The organism is Pseudomonas sp. 31 R 17 (assembly GCF_900004915.1).
Lineage (GTDB): Bacteria > Pseudomonadota > Gammaproteobacteria > Pseudomonadales > Pseudomonadaceae > Aquipseudomonas > Aquipseudomonas orientalis_A.
In genome coordinates, this window is record NZ_CVTN01000065.1 from 641,229 (window position 1) to 658,570 (window position 17,342).

The window sequence follows — 17,342 nt, forward strand, 5'->3', positions numbered from 1 at the left end:
GCGGGAAAAATGAGGGGTGCCCCTTTCACGCACTAGGCGCTCCCTGGTGAAATCTGAGGTGAACAATGGCTGGTAATCAAAACTCTGGACGCCCAACCAAGCCCGCCATCGTCCACCTGCTAAACGGCAACCCCAGCAAGCGCAACCGCGAAGAACTGCTGCGCGAACAGGCCAAGCCACTGGCGCCAGTAGAAGCCCCAGCGAAACCCGATTGGCTCTGCGAGGAGGCCTGCTCCGAATGGGAGCGCATCGTGCCCGACCTGGAGTCCCTGGGCCTGATCTCCCGCCTGGACCGCCAAGCCATGGCTCACTACTGCGAAGCCGTCGCCGAGTACCGCTTCTGGACCCTGAAAATCCGCGAGCTGAGCCAGGGCCAATCCCTACGCGGCGACGTGCAAACCTACCGCAGCGGCGCCCAGGATCTGTCGGTGTGGCGCAAGCTGCGCAACGACGCCGAGCGCCGTGCGAATGAGGCAGGCGCCAGGTTCGGCCTGTCGCCCTTGGCCCGCCGTTCCCTGAAAGCACCAACGCCTCAAGGCGAGCTATTCCCCAATGAGCAAAAGCGCATCGCGGACAGGTATTTCTGATCGCGTCAGCGCCTTTGCCCTGGAGGTTATCCAGGGTCGTATCGTCGCCGGACCGGATGTTCGTCACTCGTGCCAGCGCCACCTGAACGACCTGGAAAACGGTGTCCAACGAGGTCTACGCTGGGATCAGGACGCAGCCAACCGCGCCATCGGCTACTTCGAAGACGTCCTCTGCCTGAACGGTGGCGAGTACGAAGGCCTGCCATTTTTGCTCCTGCCCTGGCAGTCCTTCATCGTCGGCAGCCTGTTTGGCTGGAAGGGCTCGGACGGTTTCCGCCGCTTCCGCACCGCCTACATCGAAACCGCCAAAGGCTCAGGCAAGTCACCGCTGGCCGCTGGCATCGGTCTGTACGGAATGACATCGGACGCCGAAGCCCGCGCTGAGATCTACGCAGCCGCGACAAAAAAAGACCAGGCGATGATCCTGTTCCGCGACGCGGTCTCGATGGTCGATCAATCTGCTTTGCTGGCCGAACGTTTGGAAAAATCCGGTCGCGGCGAAAAGGTCTGGAACCTGGCCCACTTCGCCTCAGGCAGCTTCTTCCGCCCAATCAGCGCTGACGACGGCCAATCCGGCCCGCGCCCACACATCGCGCTGCTCGACGAGATCCACGAACACAAAACCCGTGTCGTGGTGGACATGATCCGCGCCGGCACCAAGAGCCGTCGCCAAGCACTGATCGTGATGATCACCAACAGCGGCCATGACCGCACTTCGGTCTGCTACGAGTACCACGAGTACGGCCGAGCGATCTGCTCCGGCCAGCAACACGACGACAGTTTCTTCGCCTTCATCTGCTCCCTGGACGAAGGCGAAGACCCGTTCAAAAGCGAGGCCTGCTGGTACAAGTCCAACCCGAGCCTGGCGTTTGGCCGACCCGGTGATGCCAACGGTGGCCTGCCGGGCTTGAAGTACCTGCGCGAACAAGTTACCGAAGCGCGGGGTATGCCGGCCAAGGAATCGAGCGTTCGACGGCTGAATTTCTGTCAGTGGGTGGATGCTGAAAACCCTTGGCTCTCCGCTGATGTCTGGCTGGCTTGCGAAGCCGATTTCACCCTTGAAGACATCCCCCAGAACGAGCCCTGCTATGGCGGTCTGGACTTGTCCGGTACCCGCGACCTCACTGCTCTAGCGTTTTACTTTCCGCGATTGCGTAAGGCCCTGGTTGAGTTCTGGACCCCAAAAGATACTCTGAACGAACGCGCCCGCACCGACCGCGTGCCCTATGACGTCTGGCTACGCGAAGGCTACTTGCACGCACCACCCGGCAGCGCAGTGGACTACGGCGCAGTAGCCACACGTCTCGGCGAACTGGCCGCATGGTTCAACATCGTCGGTGTGGCATTTGATGCCTACCGCATCAAGTACTTCCTGCCGGAACTGGAAGCACAGGGCATCGACGTCCCGCTGTTCGCCCATGGTCAGGGCTACACCGTCGCCAAGGACTCCGGCCTCTGGATGCCGCGCTCCATCGAGCTGACGGAAACCCTGCTCACCGAGCAACGCATCCAGATCAAAACCAACCCGGTATTACGCTGGAACGCCGCCAGCGCCGTGCTCGACGCTGATCAGAAGGACAATCGCATCTTCGCTAAACGTAAAAGCACTGGCCGCATTGACGGTGTTGTAGCGCTGGCTATGAGTATCGGTGCCTCCGAGCTGCAACTGGCAGAGGCAGGTGACCGTGACGGTTTCTTCAACAACCCGATCATGGTGGGTGTCTGACTGTAAAATTTTTTAATGATTTCGGTTTGGCCTTTCTGAAGACGGGGGAGTATCAGAACACGGCAAACAGATGAAACGCACTTGTATGAGTCCCATGTTGGGACTAGGATTATTCCATGAGAATCATCGCGATCAGCCAGCTCAAGACGTTTTGGCAGAAATACCCGGATTCAGAGCAATCCCTGCTTGCCTGGATTGACGAGGTCAAGAAAGCGAACTGGCAGACGCCCGCAGATATCAAGGGCCAATTTCGCCACGCGAGCGTTCTCAAGAGCCGCCGGGTCGTGTTCAACATCAAAGGCAACGACTACCGGCTAGTGGTTGCTGTGGCTTATCGCTACGGCGCTCTCTATATCAAATTTGTCGGCACGCATAAGCAGTACGACGCCGTTGACGCCGATACTGTTGAAATGGAGTAACCCATGAACATTCGACCCATTCATACCGAGCAGGATTACAAAGAAGCGCTGAAGGCCGTCTCGCCGCTGTTCGATAACGAACCAGAACCAGGGACTCCTGAAGGGGATTACCTTGAGGTGATGATCACGCTGATCGAGGCTTACGAAGCGAAGCACTTTCCGGTCGACCTGCCCAATCCGGTAGATGCCATACGTTTCAGGATGGAGCAGTCCGGTTTGTCAGCGACGGACCTTGTGCCTGCCATCGGTCGGAAGAATCGGGTTTATGAGGTGTTGAACGGGAAGCGGGCTCTCACGCTGCCGATGATTTGGAAGCTGCATGAGATGTTTGGGATTCCGGCTGAAAGTTTGATTAAGCCGGTAAAAGCTCTGTAGCGCTGAGCTAGTTTGATTCGCTGAAAAGTCCGGGCTCCGCATAAGAGCGCCGGATTTTTTATGCCTGCCGTTTCTGGCTGACCGGCGTCGGCGCCCGCAACGGCTTCTTCAACAACCCGATCATGGTGGGCGTCTGACCGTGAAACTCTGGAAACCCGGACGACTACGTGCCGCCTTGCAGCAGTGGCTCGGCGTGCCCATCGGCTTGACTGAACACGCGTTCTGGCAAGAGTGGTTCGGCACCTCCAGCAGCGGAAAAGCCGTATCGGTCGATTCCGCCATGCGCCTGTCGACAGTCTGGGCCTGCGTGCGTTTGCTCTCCGAATCGGTTTCCACCTTACCGCTGAAGCTCTACCGTCGACTACCCGATGGCTCCCGCGAACCCGCCACGGACCATCCGTTGTACCGAGTGCTGTGTCGCTCACCCAACATCGAGATGACGCCGCAGCGCTTCATGCTGATGGTGGTCGCTAGCCTCTGCCTACGCGGTAACGCCTTCATCGAGAAGAAGGTCATCGGCTCGCGTTTGGTGGCGCTGGTGCCGTTGCTGCCGCAATGCATGACTGTCAAACGTCTGGACAATGGTCGGCTGCAGTATCTCTACAACGAGGCCCAAGGCCAACGCGAGATCCTGGAAAAGCACCTGGTGCACATCCGTGGTTTCGGACTTGACGGCATCTGCGGCATGCTACCGATCACCACCGGGCGAGATATTTTCGGCGCCTCGATGTCGGCAGAAGAGGCCGCAGCCAAGGTCTTCGCCAACGGCCTGCAGGCCTCGGGTTTCCTCACCGTTGAAGGCGGCGCTGCACAAGGCGCAGGCACCCTGACCAAAGAACAACGCGAACTGTTGCGCAAGAGCCTGGAGGAATTCAGCAGCTCGAAAAACGCCGGTAAGACCATGGTGCTGGAAGCGGGCCTGAAGTACCAAGGCATCACCATGAACCCCGAAGCCGCGCAGATGCTGGAGACCCGCGCGTTCAATGTCGAAGAGATCTGCCGCTGGTTTCGTGTGCCGCCGTTTATGGTCGGGCATATGACCAAACAGAGCAGTTGGGCCGCGAGTGTCGAAGCACAAAATCTGCATTTCCTTACCAACAGCCTGCGTCCGTTGTTGGTGAATATCGAGCAGGAAATCAATCGCTGCCTGATCGACGAAAACGACGCAGAACAGATCTTCGTCGAGTTCGCGGTAGAGGGTCTGCTTCGTGCTGACAGCGCCGGTCGCGCCAGTTTCTACATCAGTGGTCTGACTCACGGCTGGATCAATCGCAACGAGGTCCGCCGCTTCGAAAACCTACCGCCGATCCCTGGCGGCGAGATATTCACAGTCCAGGCCGCGATGGTCGCTCTTGAACATCTAGAACAAAAAATATCTATGTAGCTCAAGAGAACTTGGATTGTTATATGAGTTTTGGTTTAGTCATACATTGTTAATTCATGAGAATGATGATCTTCCATTTTCATCAAATAGCTTTTTAAATCATAGTCTCTAAGTGCTGAATAGCTTAGGGCTGATGTTAATAGTCGTGTGGTAGGTTCTCTGTCCGAGATTTCGGAAGTGCCGCTGCCAGTTGGAGCAATCATGTAGGCAAATGGCTTTTTGATGTTGCGCAGGCGAACAAAGAACTCTGGCTCCTTCGCTTCTATTATTTCGCTGCCGGTGTTGTAAAATCCATTTTGAGTTTTTTCATAAGGTATATATTGGTTATTCCAAAGTACTGCTTGATCTTTGTATTGGTCGTATCTAATATTTCGTTCTGCGATTTCTCCATTGTTATCAACTGTTACGAATGGGTCTGAAGGTTGCAGTATCAATACGAAAAAACTTCTGTAAAGTCTATTCGGGTCTTTATAGACTATTATTTTTTTTATTTGTATCTCGTTGTAGTGGTTTAATAGCCATTGATTTTCGTTTAGATGTTTTATAGATAGAAGGTCACCGTTGCCGCTATCTGAGGAATGGAACCAAAACTCATCTGGTTTACACGTTGAACTAAAGTTTTCAAGAAAACGTTCTATTTCCACAGAATTTTCCGTGGTATGCAGTTCTTTTATGTCAGGGAAAGATTTTCGAATACATAAGTCAAGATCCCTCATGCGATCACGTTTATTTCGTATAGGGCTAGAATCGTAAGATTTTATAAATTGTTCTAATTCATCAATATTTTGAAAGCGTTCATTTGGATCGTTCTTAAGACAGTTGTCGACGATTAAATCTACAAGTTTTAATTTCTTAGGCGATTTTTCATTCGAGAAGTGCTGTCGATCTACACCCCTATGAGCGCGTCCTGTCACTAACCAGTGCATTACTTGGCCTAGTGCGAATATGTCACTTGATGAGGTTGCTTTGTCCTTGTTGTTTACTTGTTCGGGAGCGCTAAATAAATAATTTGCCATGCGCTCATTTTTTTCTGTCTTTGCATCTTTGATGAAAGTTGTTTCATCAAAGTGAGCAATGCCAAGATCACCAATTACGTATTCTTCAATTGTGGCGTCATAGAAAATATTTTGCGGCTTTATATCTCGATGTGTGATGCCGTTGGTGTGCAAGTGCTTAAGGCCTTTACATAATTCTGTTAGTATTTTCCAAAGGCTCGCTGTCAACTGTTCTTCTGAGGTTTGCTCAAGCTCTTTTAAAGTGCCCGCATATGCTTTCATGATAATGATGAAGTATGAAATACCTGCGATATCTATTTTGTCGAAGTGGTAAAGCCTTGAGATATTGTTGTGGTATGGTATTTGGGATGCGCAAAAGTATTCATCTTTGAATCGGTCGACCTTCTTTATCTCTGATATTTCCAGGAATTTCACGGCGTACTGTTTAGTTGATTTTTCAAATAGTAATACGGAGCTGTTTCCGCCGTTTCCTAGAAGTTTCACATAGGTGAAGTCGCTTACATCAGTTTTTAATACTGGTGAAGACTTAAAGTGTTTAACCAAACTGCTAACGGACATTTTGACAGTTCCTTCTGAATAAGCCGCCATGGTAGCACTTTGATTTTTTTGAGCTAGTCCGAGCCCCACAATTGCTGCGAATGGAACTTCAAAATTGCGTGGCCCGATGTCTTTCAACGTGACGTTGGTTACCTATATGACGATTAAAAGTCTGCCATTCTCCCCTGCGCTGCCGCTCACCGCAGGTGCGTTGAGTGAATTGCGGCCCATGGCTGTGGAGCGTTGGAACCCCTCGATATGCGCCGCTAACGAGGATGATCACAGTGTCTCAATCTTCGACCCTATCGGCTTCGATCCCTGGACAGGCGGGGGCGTCACCGCCAAACGCATCGCCGCAGCCTTACGCACTATCGACGGCGCCGACGTCACCGTGAATATCAACTCACCGGGCGGCGACATGTTCGAAGGTTTGGCGATCTACAACCTCCTGCGTGAGTACTCCGGCAAGGTTGTAGTCAAGGTACTGGGACTGGCCGCATCGGCAGCGTCGATTATTGCGATGGCCGGAGACGAGGTACGCATCGCCCGCGCCGGGTTCTTGAACATCCACAACTGCTGGGTCGTTGCCATGGGCAATCGCTATGACCTGATGGAGATGGCCGAGAGGTTGGCGCCGTTCGACCAGGCCATGGCTGATATCTACGCCGCCCGCACCGGCGACCCCCAAGACGCGATGCAAAAACTGATGAACGCGGACAGCTGGATCGCCGGCAGCGCCGCCGTCGAGCAGGGTTTCGCCGATGGCTTGCTTGCTTCTGACGCCATCCGACAAGGTGCGCAACCTGCTGGTCTGCTGGCGCGCCGTTGCATTAGTAGACTGCGGGCACGGCAGCGGGAACCTATAGCCGAGTTAGAGCTTGCTCTAGCCCGATTGCGCGAAGCGATCCCACAGAATAAGCACTGGTAGATGAGTGGGCTACTCAATTAGCTCAGTGTTTTATTGTGAAGGTTTCTTGCGATATCTAATCTTGTAAGTCTTATCAAAAGGCAAAATACTGCAAAGACTGCGCAAAGAATTACGAAGAGTATTAGTCCTGTCTGTATTCTTAATTCACCTTTCACGTGTTCGACATATTTAGGGTCAAGAAATAATGAGCAGATGATATCTAGCTTTTCCTCAGGCAGATTGGGTTGTATAAATTTTTCTAGCGTTGCAGAGGAACTGCATTCGGATGTTGTAAGAAGGTTGTCAGGAAATAGCTCGAACTTGATGTTACTTTCCGACAGATAGAATGAGGGCGCGTCAGGTGCGTTTTTCAGCGATACTCTAAGGTAGTTTGTAGATATAAATGGCGTGATAGATACTATTAGGGCTAGAAAAAACACCATTGAGTAAAATACTATATTCTCTGATTTTTTTGAAAATAGCTTTGTTTTAAAACGCAGATCCTCAAATTTTCCCCAATGAATGTATTTTGTTATTCTTGCTATGTCTCTGTGAGAGAAGTTGTTTTCAGCAATCCATTTTTCTGCTAGGTCAGCTTCCTCTAACGTGCTTACAGGAATGTTGAACTCAAATCTATAGTGCTCAGTTTCTCGGAGTTTCTTGCGGGATTTCTCGTATTGGGTGTTTTCAAACTCTATGGTTCCGCCGAAAAATCTCCACATAAGGTCTCGCAGAAGTATCAAAGAGCCAGAGCGCGAGTATATGTAATAAATCAGTGCGCATATTGCTAGTCCACTAAGTAGGCTTACAGCGGTAGCGTAGTTTTCAAATGTCCAGGTGATCAGGTTTTCATTTAGTTTTGATTGCGACATGTAGTGAGCTTCGACTCTTGATTTTTTTGGGGGATGGGTGTTGCTTGAGTAGGCTGGCATTGCATTTTAGGTTTTGCAAGTTTTTAAGGTTTTGAATCTTCGTAGTTGACTCTCCGCAATTATTTGCGGCGTTAAATGTTGATTTTGTTTTGGCGAAGTTTCATACGTGACAGGAGGGTAAGTTATGTCAGACACCACCCACGACCTACTAAAACAGGTCTCCGCCGAGCTGGAGCGTGCCTCCAGCGCTTTCAGCAAACAGGCCGAGGAGGCCATGAACGAAGCGCGCAAGGCTGGCGGTCTATCGGAGCAAACAAAGGCCACCGTCGATGAACTGGCGCTGAAATTCAACAGCCTCACCGAAGCCGAAATCCAGCTGAAAACCCGCCTCGGCGAGATTGAGCAGGAATTCGCCCGGCTGCCCAGCCCAACGGCAATCGCCACTCAGGACAGCCTCGGCACCTGCGTGGTCAAAAGTGAAGCCCTCAAAGCCTTCGCCGCCAGCGTCGAAGGTGGCAAGCGCATCAGTATTCCGGTGAACGCAGCGCTTCTGTCGACGGATATTCCCGCCGGTGTGATTGAGCCTATGCGCCTTCCCGGCATCGACGCTTTACCCAAACAACGCCTGTTCATCCGCGACTTGATTGCCCCAGGCCGAACCACCGCGCCTGCGATTTTCTGGGTCCAACAAACCGGTTTCACCAACGCCGCCGCCGTTGTACCGGAGGGGCAATCCAAACCCTATTCGGACATCCAGTTCGGCATCAAAATCACCGCCGTCTCCACCCTCGCGCACATGTTCAAAGCCGCCAAGCAAATCCTCGATGACTTCACCCAACTGCAATCCACCATCGACATCGAGATGCGCTACGGCCTCAAGTACGTGGAGGAGGATGAGATCCTGTTCGGCGACGGCACCGGTGTCCACCTCCACGGCATAGTGCCCCAGGCCTCGGCATTCGCCCCGGCCTTTTCGGTGCAAGAGCAATCCGGTATCGATGACCTGCGCCTGGCAATGCTGCAAGCCCAACTCGCGCGACTGCCCTCCAGCGGGCACGTTCTGCACTTCATCGACTGGGCCAAGATCGAACTGACCAAAGACACTTTGGGTCGCTACATCCTCGCCAATCCTCTCGGCCTCGCCGGGCCTGTGTTGTGGGGCCTGCCGGTGGTGGCGACCGAGGCCAGTGGGTTTGAAGGCAAGTTCCTGACCGGTGCCTTCCGCACCGGCGCGCAGTTGTTCGAGCGGGAAGACGCCAACGTGGTGATCAGCACCGAGAACGCGGACGACTTCGAGAAGAACCTGATCTCCATCCGCTGTGAAGAACGCGTCGCCCTGGCCGTGAAGCGCCCCGAGGCCTTTATCCATGGCCCATTCACCGTGCCTGCGCCGCCTGAACCAGAAGGTCGCCGAGCCAAGACTGCCTGATCATGAGCGTGATCGACATTGAAACCGCGATGCTCCACCTACGAGCCGAACCGGTTGATCAGCCGCTTGTGCAACGCTATCTGGATGCAGCGGAAGACGCCGCGATGCAGTACTTGCAGCGGCGCTTCTACGCCAACACATCAGACTTGGAACAGGCCGTTTTCGCGGGTGACACTGGGCACGATCCTCTGCTGATCACCCCGTCGATTCTCGCCGCCTGCCTGCTGATCCTCGGGCACTTTTACGACAGCCGTGTCGACCTGTTCAGCGAAACCGGCCGCACCGATTTACCCACTGGCTCGCGATCCTTGCTCGCACCGTTCCGTCGCAATTTGGGTGTGTGATGCGTGCCGGTCGCTTGCGCCATCGGGTGACGCTCCAACGCCTGACCCGGGTGCAAGACGATATCGGCGGATGGATCGAAGTCTGGCTGGACGTCGGCGAAACCTGGGCTGAGATCCGCCCAGTCTCCGGCAGAGCCTGGATGGCAGCTGCGCAGGAGCAACGCGAAGTCACGGCGGAAGTGTTGATCCGCCCACGCCAGGGCATCGTCTCCGGCATGCGCGTGGTGAAGGGCGACACCTTCTACCTGATCGAAGCGGCCTTGCTGGATTACGCCCGATGCGAACTCAAGCTGATGTGCAAAACGGTGAAGGCCAATGCTTGATACTTCGCTACGCGTCATGGGCCTCGCAGAGCTGGAAGCCGACTTCCAACGCCTGGCCAAAGCCACCTCCAACAAAGTGGTGCGCGATGCCACATTGGCCGGAGCCCGCGTAGCCCAGGACCGCACCCGCAAGAGCGCGCCCATCCGCAGCGGCAAACTGCAAAAACATATCGTTGCTAAACGCCTGCGTCAGCGGGACACACCGGGCGCCGCCGTGGCGGGTGTAAGCGTGAGGCGCCCGAAGAATTTCCGGGTGCCTTTCTACTGGCGCTTTCTGGAACTCGGCACGTCAAAGATGACCGCCAAACCCTTCATCCGTCCAACCTGGGACCGCAGTCTTCCTGATATCGAGGGCGCAGTGCGTAGCAAACTCGCCCAGGCCATCGATCAGGCGCTGTTAGCCCGATGATCGAAGCCGCCATCGCCGCCCGCATTGGCACGCTGGCAGACGGTCGCGTCTACCCGGAAATCGCCCCAGCCGACGCCGCGTCACCCCGCATCACCTGGACTCTGATCAGCGGTGGTGCAGGCTGGACACTTTCCGGTTGGGACGGCTCAACCGACGCGCAAATCCAGATCGACGCCTGGGCGCTAAGCAAACGCGAAGCGATCCTCCTGGCCGAACAGGCCTTCGACCTGATGTCCGCCAGCGGCCCCGATTTTTGCGTCAGCGAGGCGATGCGTTTACCCGATGACTACGAGCCCGACACGCGCCTGTTTCGCGTGAGCTGGGAGTACACCCTGCAACCCTAGGAGGCACCATGGCCAGCCAGACGCCGACCAAGTCCAAGTACGTCAAATCCCAAGGCACGCAGGTCAGCGTGTCGAAAACCAGCACCACCGACCCGACGGACGACACCTTGGAATTCGCCGACCTCTCGGTGACCATCAAACAGCCCCAGTTCCAGGGCGGGCAGTCCGACGAGATCGAAACCACCACCCTGGCCAGCGACGCCAAGGAATTCACCACCGGTTTGGCGGACAACGGCACCTTCAGCATGTCTGGCAACTGGAAGGCGGATGACGAGGCGCAGACCGTACTGCGCGAAGCGCGGGATGACGGCGAGCCGCGTGCGTTCAAAGTGGTGTTCAAGGACAAAACCAGCTCTTTGTTTCTTGGGCTGGTGACCCAGTTCACCTGGGACGCCGCGCCGAATAGCACGGTGAATGGCACGTTCAATGTGCGGATCACCGGGGCGGTTAGCTTTGATACCGGCAATGGAGGTGCGTGATGCCGCGTGCAAGAACCAGCGATAGCGACCTGCGCGACAAAATCCTCGACCCGTTGCGTAATTTCAAACATGAGAGCGTGCAGGTGGAGGAGTGGGAGGGCGCTACGGTGGTGATTCGTGCGCTGAGCGCGGAGGATTGGTTGGAGTACCGACGGCGGGCGTTGGATCAGGTTCGACAGGCGCGTGTGGCGGCGGGGTTGAGTACTCAGCCGCCCGTTGTTGACGGAGAGGGTCAGCCCGAGGAGCCGCTGATTGAGGTGTTCAGTGTGCCGCTGTACGCGTTTGTCCTGGCTCGGACTTTGTTCGAGTTGTCGGGTCGCAGGTTGTTTGGCGATGACGATGTGGATGAGTTGGCGGAGGCGTTTAGCCCGGTGCATGACCGGTTGGTGGCCAAAGCGTTTGAGCTGAGCGGTGTCAGCGCTGAGGCTGATTCACCTGATCCAGTCGACATGGCGGGAAACGCCTAAACGCTGAGCCGGAGCTTGGGTTTCTCATGGCCCTGGCTCTGCGGTTCGGCAAGACCTTGCGCGAACTGATCGAGCAACTGAGCGCCGAAGAGCTGTTCTTGTGGCAAGCCTACAACCGCGAATCACCCATCAGTGATGTGAGAGGGGATGTGCAGACGGCGATCCTTGCGGCTGCCGTGTTTCAGGCGCAGGGCGCGAAGGTTGCCCCTTTGGATCTATTACCAAGGTGGCGACCTGACGATGAGCTTCCGGATGGAGAAGAGGATGGCGAGGTGCAGCTACGGCAATACCTGACAGACCGAGCTGACAGACTCGATTGAAAACCGATGATACCTTCGCATTTTTCTCTCCAGGAGAAATCATGTGAGACCTATCATCAAGCGTTCCCTGATCAGTTTGGTGCTGGTGTTGTTCATTGCCATCCTCATCGTTGCCTTGGGTTTCTACCGTTTCGGCAACACTCCGCGCCTTACATACGTCCTGCTCGAAAACTGCGAAGCCGCCGTTCTGCGACTAGTGAAGACGCCGTCCGCAATGACTCTACTCAACGCCCGGATCTACGAAGGCGGCAACCTGAGCATCAGCGATGACGACCAGCGTGCTTTTAAAAGCAGCACCGCCTATGCCGAAGTGGTTGCCCGTGGCGATGGGCGCTTTTTCTATCCGGCGGTCAATCTGGAAATTGAGTCGCTCAACTCCTTTGGGGTAAAGCAGGTCGATACCGTGCTGTGTCGCTATGGTGGCGTGGAATACAAGAATGGCGCCTTGCTCAGCTTGCGCTTGATGACCTTGGATCTTGGCGCCGGGGTTTTGCGAAATCCCTTCGTTTACAACAATGCGAAATTCGCGGAGTGGGCGAAGCTCGGGATCATTGATGTGGTCAGCATTGATGAGTTCGCCTGGACTGAACACTGGCGGCATTTCTTTGATCGGAAAATCAAGGTGGTGAGTCTCGATAACACATGATTTTCCTCGGGCTGCTCGAAGATGAATTCAAGTGCATCGAATTGAGTAATAACTCTAATCCAAAGTAATTACAGTCGATCTCTTACTCAATCGAGCAGGTGTTTTATGAAAAAAGTGTTGGGGTTGATTTTCTCGTTGATTGCCACGCAGGCAGTCGCGCAATCCGTCGAAACGGAGATGAGCCAGTTAAAGGCCCGAGCTGACAGTTGCGTTGCGTCTTCACAACGGGCTCAGCGCTGTGAGCGCACGGCAGAGTGCGTGGCGTTTCAGCGTTACAGCAAGGCTTTGCTGCCGGAAGGGTTGCCTGGCTACTACGATGTACACATGCGTGATAAGACCATGACACCGGAAAACGGGCCGTTGGTGAGCAGCGCAGCGAAAGCCAAGGGCAAGGCGGACAAAGTAATTGAGCAATGCAGTTCCAGCTAACTGCCCTTGTAGGTTGACCTAAACATCGGGGGGGCCTTGGAATGCCATGAATGGTCAGACCTTACGCTCCCTAATCGTCAGCGTCTCCGCCGAAACCAGCGCCTACCAACGCGAAATGGCCCGCGCCGGTCGGGTAGGGCGCGACTACCTGCGCGCCGTCACTGCCGGCAACCGTGAAGCCTCCATAGGCTGGCGCGCTCAGGAAGCTGCAATCCGTGCCCAGGAGCGAGCCCTCGGTTCACTCTCCGGCACCGTTGGCAGTTATGTCCGCGTAATGGCCGGAGCTCTGGCCGTCGGCAACCTGATCGCCATGGCCGATCAATGGGGCCAAATCGCCTCGCGCCTTCAACTCGCAACCGACTCCCAGGCCGACTTTGCCGAAGCCCAAACCCGCCTGATGGACATCGGCCGGGTCACCTTCAAAGCCTTCTCCGAAAACGCCGAGCTTTTCATCCGCACCGCTGGCGTGCTCAAGGACTATGGCGGTACCGCCGAAGACGCGCTGAACATGACCGAAGCCCTATCGCTGGGCCTGACGGTCAGTGGCACCAAGGCCCAGGCCACCGCATCGGTGATCGATCAGGTCAGCAAGTCCCTGGAGCGCGGCAAGTTGCAGGGCGACGGTTTCAATGCGGTGGTCACCCAGGCGCCGCGTTTGTTGCAGGCGTTGCAGGATGCCCTCGGCAAGAACCGTGATGAGCTGCGGTTGATGGCGACCGAGGGCAAGTTGACGGTAGATGTTGTCGCCAAGGCCTGGGTCAGTCAGATCGGTCGCATGCGTAAGCAAACCGACGGCATGGCGACCTCGGTAGCGGATGCGGGTCTGCGTCTGCGTGATGCCTTTATGCAGTACATCGGCACCGCCGACAGCGGCTCCCAGGCCACGGCGAAGTTGGCGCAGGCGATCAATTATGTGGCGGATAACCTGGGTGTACTGTCGGCCATTGCCGTCGGCACCGGCTTGGGCTGGATCACCGAGACGGCGGCGGAAAGCATCAAGGCGCTGTATGAGCAGGTAGATGCGGCGCGGGCGGCGTATTCGGCTGAGTTGGGCCGTGCGCGGGCGGCGTTGGATACTTCGGCGATGATCGCGCGTGTTACTCAGGCCGAGGTGTTGCTGGCCGAGCGGCGTGTGGCGGCGGCGGTGACGGCGCAGCAACTTAATACGGCAACGCGGGCGCTGACGGCGGCGAAGCTGGCGGATCTGGAGGCTTCACGCGCTGCGGCAGCGGCGCAGGCAGCGTATGCGGCGGCGAGTTCGTTGTCGGCGCGGGCGATGTCGGGTATTGCGGCGCTGTTGGGTGGGCCGATGGGGTTGGCGTTTCTGGTAGGGACCACGGCCACCAGTTTTCTATTGTTCAGTGACAATGCGGACAAGGCCCGTGTTTCAGCGGTGGATTTGCAGCGTCCTTTGGCCGAGCTGCGCAAGGAGTGGGAGGCCCTGAGCAATGCCCAGCGGCGTCCGATTCTCAAACAGTTGCTCGACCAGCAGAACGAAGCGCGCAAGGCTGCTGAGCAGACACTCCGCGATATTCGCCAGCGCGCCCAGTTGTTGGATAAATGGGGCGATAGCTACAGCGCCAATCCCTTTGCCAGAGACCGTGCGGTGGCGGCATTTCGGCGGGCGCTGGCTGGCGGCCAGGATATCGACGCAGCGACTCAGGCGCTGATCAAGGCCATTGGGCCGAGTCAAAAACTGCGTGATCAAATCGAAGGCCTGGCGGGTGCCTATGCCCGCAGTCAGCAGCAGGCCGATGAGGCAGGCAAGCGCATCGACGCGCTGGACGGCATATTGCGGAACGCCCAGAGCGCCGCCGAAGGGGTCAGCTCGGGGCTGCAAAGCATCAAGCCACCAGATGCTGAGCTTACCGCTGCGTGGGAGCGGCGCATCAACAACTTGCTTGAGCAGATGGCCCGCCTGCGGGATAGCTCGGCCCTTGGCGAGATCAATCGACAGGCCGAGCGTGATCAGCTTAATCAAACCGAAGCCGGTCGCGCATTACTCGCCCGTGCTCAGGCCGTCGCTCAACTCAAGGACGCGCAAGAGGCAGCTAACCGGGCCCAGGAAGAGGCGAACCGCCAAGCTCGCCAAGCCGCTGAAGCCGCCCAGCGTGAAGCGCAAAAGCTTCAGGACGGTTACGAGCGAACCCTGCGTTCATTGCGTGAGCAGCTCCAGCTCAGCGACCAGAAAACCGAGCGCGCCCGCATCGAGTACGAGATCAATCAAGGCTCACTGGCTCAGCTCGATCAATTGAAGAAAGTCGAGCTGCAACGGGCGGCGTTGGCGGTTGATCACCTCAATACCCAACGCGGCTATCAGGAACTGCTGATGGAGATTCAGCAGCAAGAAGACAACCTGTTGGTCAGCACACGCAAGCGCTTCGCTGAACTGGACCGGCTGCAGAAACAGGGCGACTTATCGGCGGATCAATACCGGACCGCAGCCGATGCAATCTCTGGCGCATCGGTCGGCAAAGCACCGGCCTTTATGGGGCTGGACAGCTTCGTCGGTGGCCCAAGTGCTGAGCTGATTCGCCTCACCGAAGTGGAGCGAGAACTGCAGAAATGGCGCGACAAAGAGCTGGAGCGGCAGCAACTGTTCTTCGACCAGAAACTCACCAGCGAGCAGCAGTACTTGGACCGCGTTGCCGAGATAAACCAACAGAACAATGACCGTCTCGCCGCGATTCAAGACGCCTACCGCTCGGCCACGCTTGGCGTGTTCAGCGAACTCACCGGCAACGCCGCCGACCTGTTCAAACAGCTCGCGGGTGAAGGTTCAGCGGCGTACAAACTGCTGTTCTTCGCCAGCAAAGCAGCGGCCATGGCCCAGGCGATCATCAACACTGAAGTGGCGGCGACCAAGGCTCTGGAGCTCGGTCCAGCCGGTCCAGCAGCGGCGGCGCTGGTTCGGGCGTTGGGCTATGCCTCGGTGGGTATGATCGCCGCGACTACCTTGGTCGGCATGGCCCACGAAGGCATCGACACGATTCCGAAGACCGGCACCTGGTTATTGCAGCAGGGCGAGCGGGTGGTGGACGGTCGCACCAATCGCGACCTCAAACAATTCCTGGCCCAGGCGCCGCCCGGCAGTGCGCAGCCAATGCCGCCCGTCAGTGTGCAGATCAACGTCGATGCGCGAGGCAACAGTGCAATGTCCGTCACCTCCCAAGCGGGCGCCCAGCAGTTCGCGCAGCAGATGGGACAGGCGATTGAGGAGGCCGTCCGGCAAGTCATCCGCCAGGAACAACGGCAAAACGGTTTGCTGGATTCAACTGGGAGGCGCTAAGTGGAGACCTTCGTTTGGCCGGTGCGCCTCGGCTCATCCGGGCAGATTGAGCAGCGCGTACAAACCAATGAATTTGGCGACGGCTACGTACAGGTGATCGGCGTTGGCCTGAACAATCAATCCGAAGCCTGGGACGTATCAGTGACCGGTGTACTGACCAAGATCCAGCCGGTGCGGGCGTTTCTGGATCAGCATCGCGGTTCACGCTCATTTCAATGGACGCCACCAAGCGGCAACGCAGCGCGTTTCCGTGCAACCGGTTATCGCCTGCTGCCCCACGGCAAAGGCATCTACACCCTGAGCTGGACCTTCCAACAAGTCTTCTATCCCTGACTCACCATGGCCATCAACACCGACGTCCAGTTGCTAGAGCCGGGCGACGCCGTTCGCCTGTACGAAGTCGACGCCACCCACCTGGGCGGCGACCTGATGCGCTTTCACGGCCACATGCAGGACGGCACGATTATCTGGCAGGGCCAGGCCTATGAGCCGATCAGCATCGAAGCAAAAGGCCTGGACCTCAACGGCGACGGTCGCCCCGCACTGCCAACGCTGACAGTCGGCAACGAAATCGCGGGTGTACGCGGTGCACTCTCAGCGCTGTGCCTGCATCTGGACGACCTGGCGGGCGCCAAGGTGACTATCCGCGAAACCTTCCGCCATTACCTCGATGCCGCCAACTTCCCCGAGGGCAACCCGCAGGCCAGTGACCAGCAGCGGGTGATGAGCTGGTTTATCGAACAGAAAACCGATGAAGACGAGATGCAGCTGGAGTTCCAACTCTCCAGCCCGGCGGATTTGCAGGGCATCAAAGTCCCCACGCAACAAATCACCAGCCTGTGCCGCTGGGCCTGCATGAACCAGTACCGAGGCGAGGCCTGTGCGTACATCGGCACGGCGCTGTTCACCAAGCACGACGAACCCACTGATGACCCCGCACAAGACCGCTGCGCCGGACGCTGGCGCAGTTGCAAGGTGCGCGGCAACACCGCGCGGTTTGGCGGGGCGCCGGGTTCGAGTTTGATTATTCGGAGGTAGCC

Annotated in this window: 21 protein-coding genes; 19 read left to right on the forward strand and 2 right to left on the reverse strand. The window is 56.6% G+C overall.

Annotation, left to right across the window (positions count from 1 at the left end; translation table 11 throughout):
- Nucleotides 1-65 precede the first annotated feature (65 nt).
- The 5 genes from BFP89_RS15140 (at nt 66) to BFP89_RS15160 (ending at nt 4,491) form a co-directional block, all read left to right on the forward strand.
- The gene (locus BFP89_RS15140; RefSeq protein ID WP_065886252.1) at nt 66-587 is read left to right on the forward strand and encodes a phage terminase small subunit P27 family; all 522 of its coding nucleotides are present in this window, start codon (nt 66-68) and stop codon (nt 585-587) included.
- Complete coding sequence (locus BFP89_RS15145) at nt 553-2,313, forward strand: terminase large subunit (protein WP_065886253.1); 1,761 nt, start codon at nt 553-555, stop codon at nt 2,311-2,313. The genes BFP89_RS15140 and BFP89_RS15145 overlap by 35 nt, the downstream gene beginning before the upstream one ends.
- Before the next feature lie 116 nt (nt 2,314-2,429).
- Nucleotides 2,430-2,732: a type II toxin-antitoxin system HigB family toxin gene (locus tag BFP89_RS15150; RefSeq protein ID WP_057701155.1), complete on the forward strand. Its 303-nt coding sequence runs from the start codon at nt 2,430-2,432 to the stop codon at nt 2,730-2,732.
- A gap of 3 nt (nt 2,733-2,735) precedes the next feature.
- Nucleotides 2,736-3,107 (forward strand): helix-turn-helix domain-containing protein, encoded by a 372-nt coding sequence (locus tag BFP89_RS15155; protein WP_065886254.1) that lies wholly within the window; start codon nt 2,736-2,738, stop codon nt 3,105-3,107.
- Nucleotides 3,108-3,246: 139 nt separating this feature from the next.
- Nucleotides 3,247-4,491, forward strand: a complete 1,245-nt coding sequence (locus BFP89_RS15160) for a phage portal protein (RefSeq protein ID WP_083208065.1) — start codon at nt 3,247-3,249, stop codon at nt 4,489-4,491.
- A 35-nt stretch (nt 4,492-4,526) separates the two neighbouring features.
- Here the strand turns inward: BFP89_RS15160 and BFP89_RS15165 are convergent, their stop codons facing one another.
- On the reverse strand, nt 4,527-6,065 hold the full coding sequence (locus tag BFP89_RS15165; RefSeq protein WP_065886255.1) for a protein kinase domain-containing protein: 1,539 nt from the start codon (nt 6,063-6,065) through the stop codon (nt 4,527-4,529).
- Between the two features lie 106 nt (nt 6,066-6,171).
- Between BFP89_RS15165 and BFP89_RS15170 the strand changes: the two genes are divergently transcribed.
- A complete protein-coding gene (locus BFP89_RS15170) occupies nt 6,172-6,972 on the forward strand; it encodes a head maturation protease, ClpP-related (RefSeq protein ID WP_256097355.1) in 801 nt (266 codons plus the stop codon).
- Between the two features lie 17 nt (nt 6,973-6,989).
- On the opposite strand, the gene BFP89_RS27535 is transcribed toward BFP89_RS15170, so the two are convergent.
- The gene (locus tag BFP89_RS27535; protein ID WP_083208067.1) at nt 6,990-7,823 is read right to left on the reverse strand and encodes a DUF6216 family protein; all 834 of its coding nucleotides are present in this window, start codon (nt 7,821-7,823) and stop codon (nt 6,990-6,992) included.
- Nucleotides 7,824-8,007: 184 nt separating this feature from the next.
- On the opposite strand from BFP89_RS27535, the gene BFP89_RS15175 reads away from it, so the two are divergent.
- The 13 genes from BFP89_RS15175 to BFP89_RS15235 all read left to right on the forward strand — a co-directional run bounded on the left by BFP89_RS15175 (nt 8,008) and on the right by BFP89_RS15235 (nt 17,340).
- Nucleotides 8,008-9,252: a phage major capsid protein gene (locus tag BFP89_RS15175; RefSeq protein WP_065886256.1), complete on the forward strand. Its 1,245-nt coding sequence runs from the start codon at nt 8,008-8,010 to the stop codon at nt 9,250-9,252.
- A 2-nt stretch (nt 9,253-9,254) separates the two neighbouring features.
- Nucleotides 9,255-9,596, forward strand: coding sequence for a head-tail connector protein (locus tag BFP89_RS15180; protein WP_065886257.1), 342 nt, complete (start codon nt 9,255-9,257; stop codon nt 9,594-9,596).
- Complete coding sequence (locus BFP89_RS15185; protein WP_065886258.1) at nt 9,596-9,919, forward strand: phage head closure protein; 324 nt, start codon at nt 9,596-9,598, stop codon at nt 9,917-9,919. The genes BFP89_RS15180 and BFP89_RS15185 overlap by 1 nt, the downstream gene beginning before the upstream one ends.
- Nucleotides 9,912-10,328 carry an HK97-gp10 family putative phage morphogenesis protein gene (locus BFP89_RS15190; protein ID WP_065886259.1) on the forward strand — a complete coding sequence of 139 codons (417 nt, stop codon included), beginning with the start codon at nt 9,912-9,914 and terminating at the stop codon, nt 10,326-10,328. Before BFP89_RS15185 ends, BFP89_RS15190 begins: the two co-directional genes overlap by 8 nt.
- Nucleotides 10,325-10,672, forward strand: coding sequence for a tail completion protein gp17 (locus tag BFP89_RS15195; protein ID WP_065886260.1), 348 nt, complete (start codon nt 10,325-10,327; stop codon nt 10,670-10,672). The genes BFP89_RS15190 and BFP89_RS15195 overlap by 4 nt, the downstream gene beginning before the upstream one ends.
- An 8-nt stretch (nt 10,673-10,680) precedes the next feature.
- The gene (locus BFP89_RS15200; protein ID WP_065886261.1) at nt 10,681-11,151 is read left to right on the forward strand and encodes a phage tail tube protein; all 471 of its coding nucleotides are present in this window, start codon (nt 10,681-10,683) and stop codon (nt 11,149-11,151) included.
- Nucleotides 11,151-11,618: a phage tail assembly chaperone gene (locus BFP89_RS15205; protein WP_065886262.1), complete on the forward strand. Its 468-nt coding sequence runs from the start codon at nt 11,151-11,153 to the stop codon at nt 11,616-11,618. The genes BFP89_RS15200 and BFP89_RS15205 overlap by 1 nt, the downstream gene beginning before the upstream one ends.
- A 26-nt stretch (nt 11,619-11,644) precedes the next feature.
- Nucleotides 11,645-11,938 (forward strand): phage tail assembly protein T, encoded by a 294-nt coding sequence (locus tag BFP89_RS15210; protein WP_065886263.1) that lies wholly within the window; start codon nt 11,645-11,647, stop codon nt 11,936-11,938.
- A 43-nt stretch (nt 11,939-11,981) separates the two neighbouring features.
- Nucleotides 11,982-12,584: a hypothetical protein gene (locus BFP89_RS29370; protein WP_065886264.1), complete on the forward strand. Its 603-nt coding sequence runs from the start codon at nt 11,982-11,984 to the stop codon at nt 12,582-12,584.
- A 105-nt stretch (nt 12,585-12,689) separates the two neighbouring features.
- Nucleotides 12,690-13,013, forward strand: a complete 324-nt coding sequence (locus BFP89_RS15220) for a hypothetical protein (protein WP_065886265.1) — start codon at nt 12,690-12,692, stop codon at nt 13,011-13,013.
- Nucleotides 13,014-13,059: 46 nt separating this feature from the next.
- Nucleotides 13,060-16,302: a tape measure protein gene (locus BFP89_RS15225; protein ID WP_065886266.1), complete on the forward strand. Its 3,243-nt coding sequence runs from the start codon at nt 13,060-13,062 to the stop codon at nt 16,300-16,302.
- The gene (locus BFP89_RS15230) at nt 16,303-16,635 is read left to right on the forward strand and encodes a phage tail protein (RefSeq protein WP_065886267.1); all 333 of its coding nucleotides are present in this window, start codon (nt 16,303-16,305) and stop codon (nt 16,633-16,635) included.
- Nucleotides 16,636-16,641: 6 nt separating this feature from the next.
- Nucleotides 16,642-17,340: a phage minor tail protein L gene (locus tag BFP89_RS15235; RefSeq protein ID WP_065886268.1), complete on the forward strand. Its 699-nt coding sequence runs from the start codon at nt 16,642-16,644 to the stop codon at nt 17,338-17,340.
- The last annotated feature ends 2 nt before the right edge of the window (nt 17,341-17,342 follow it).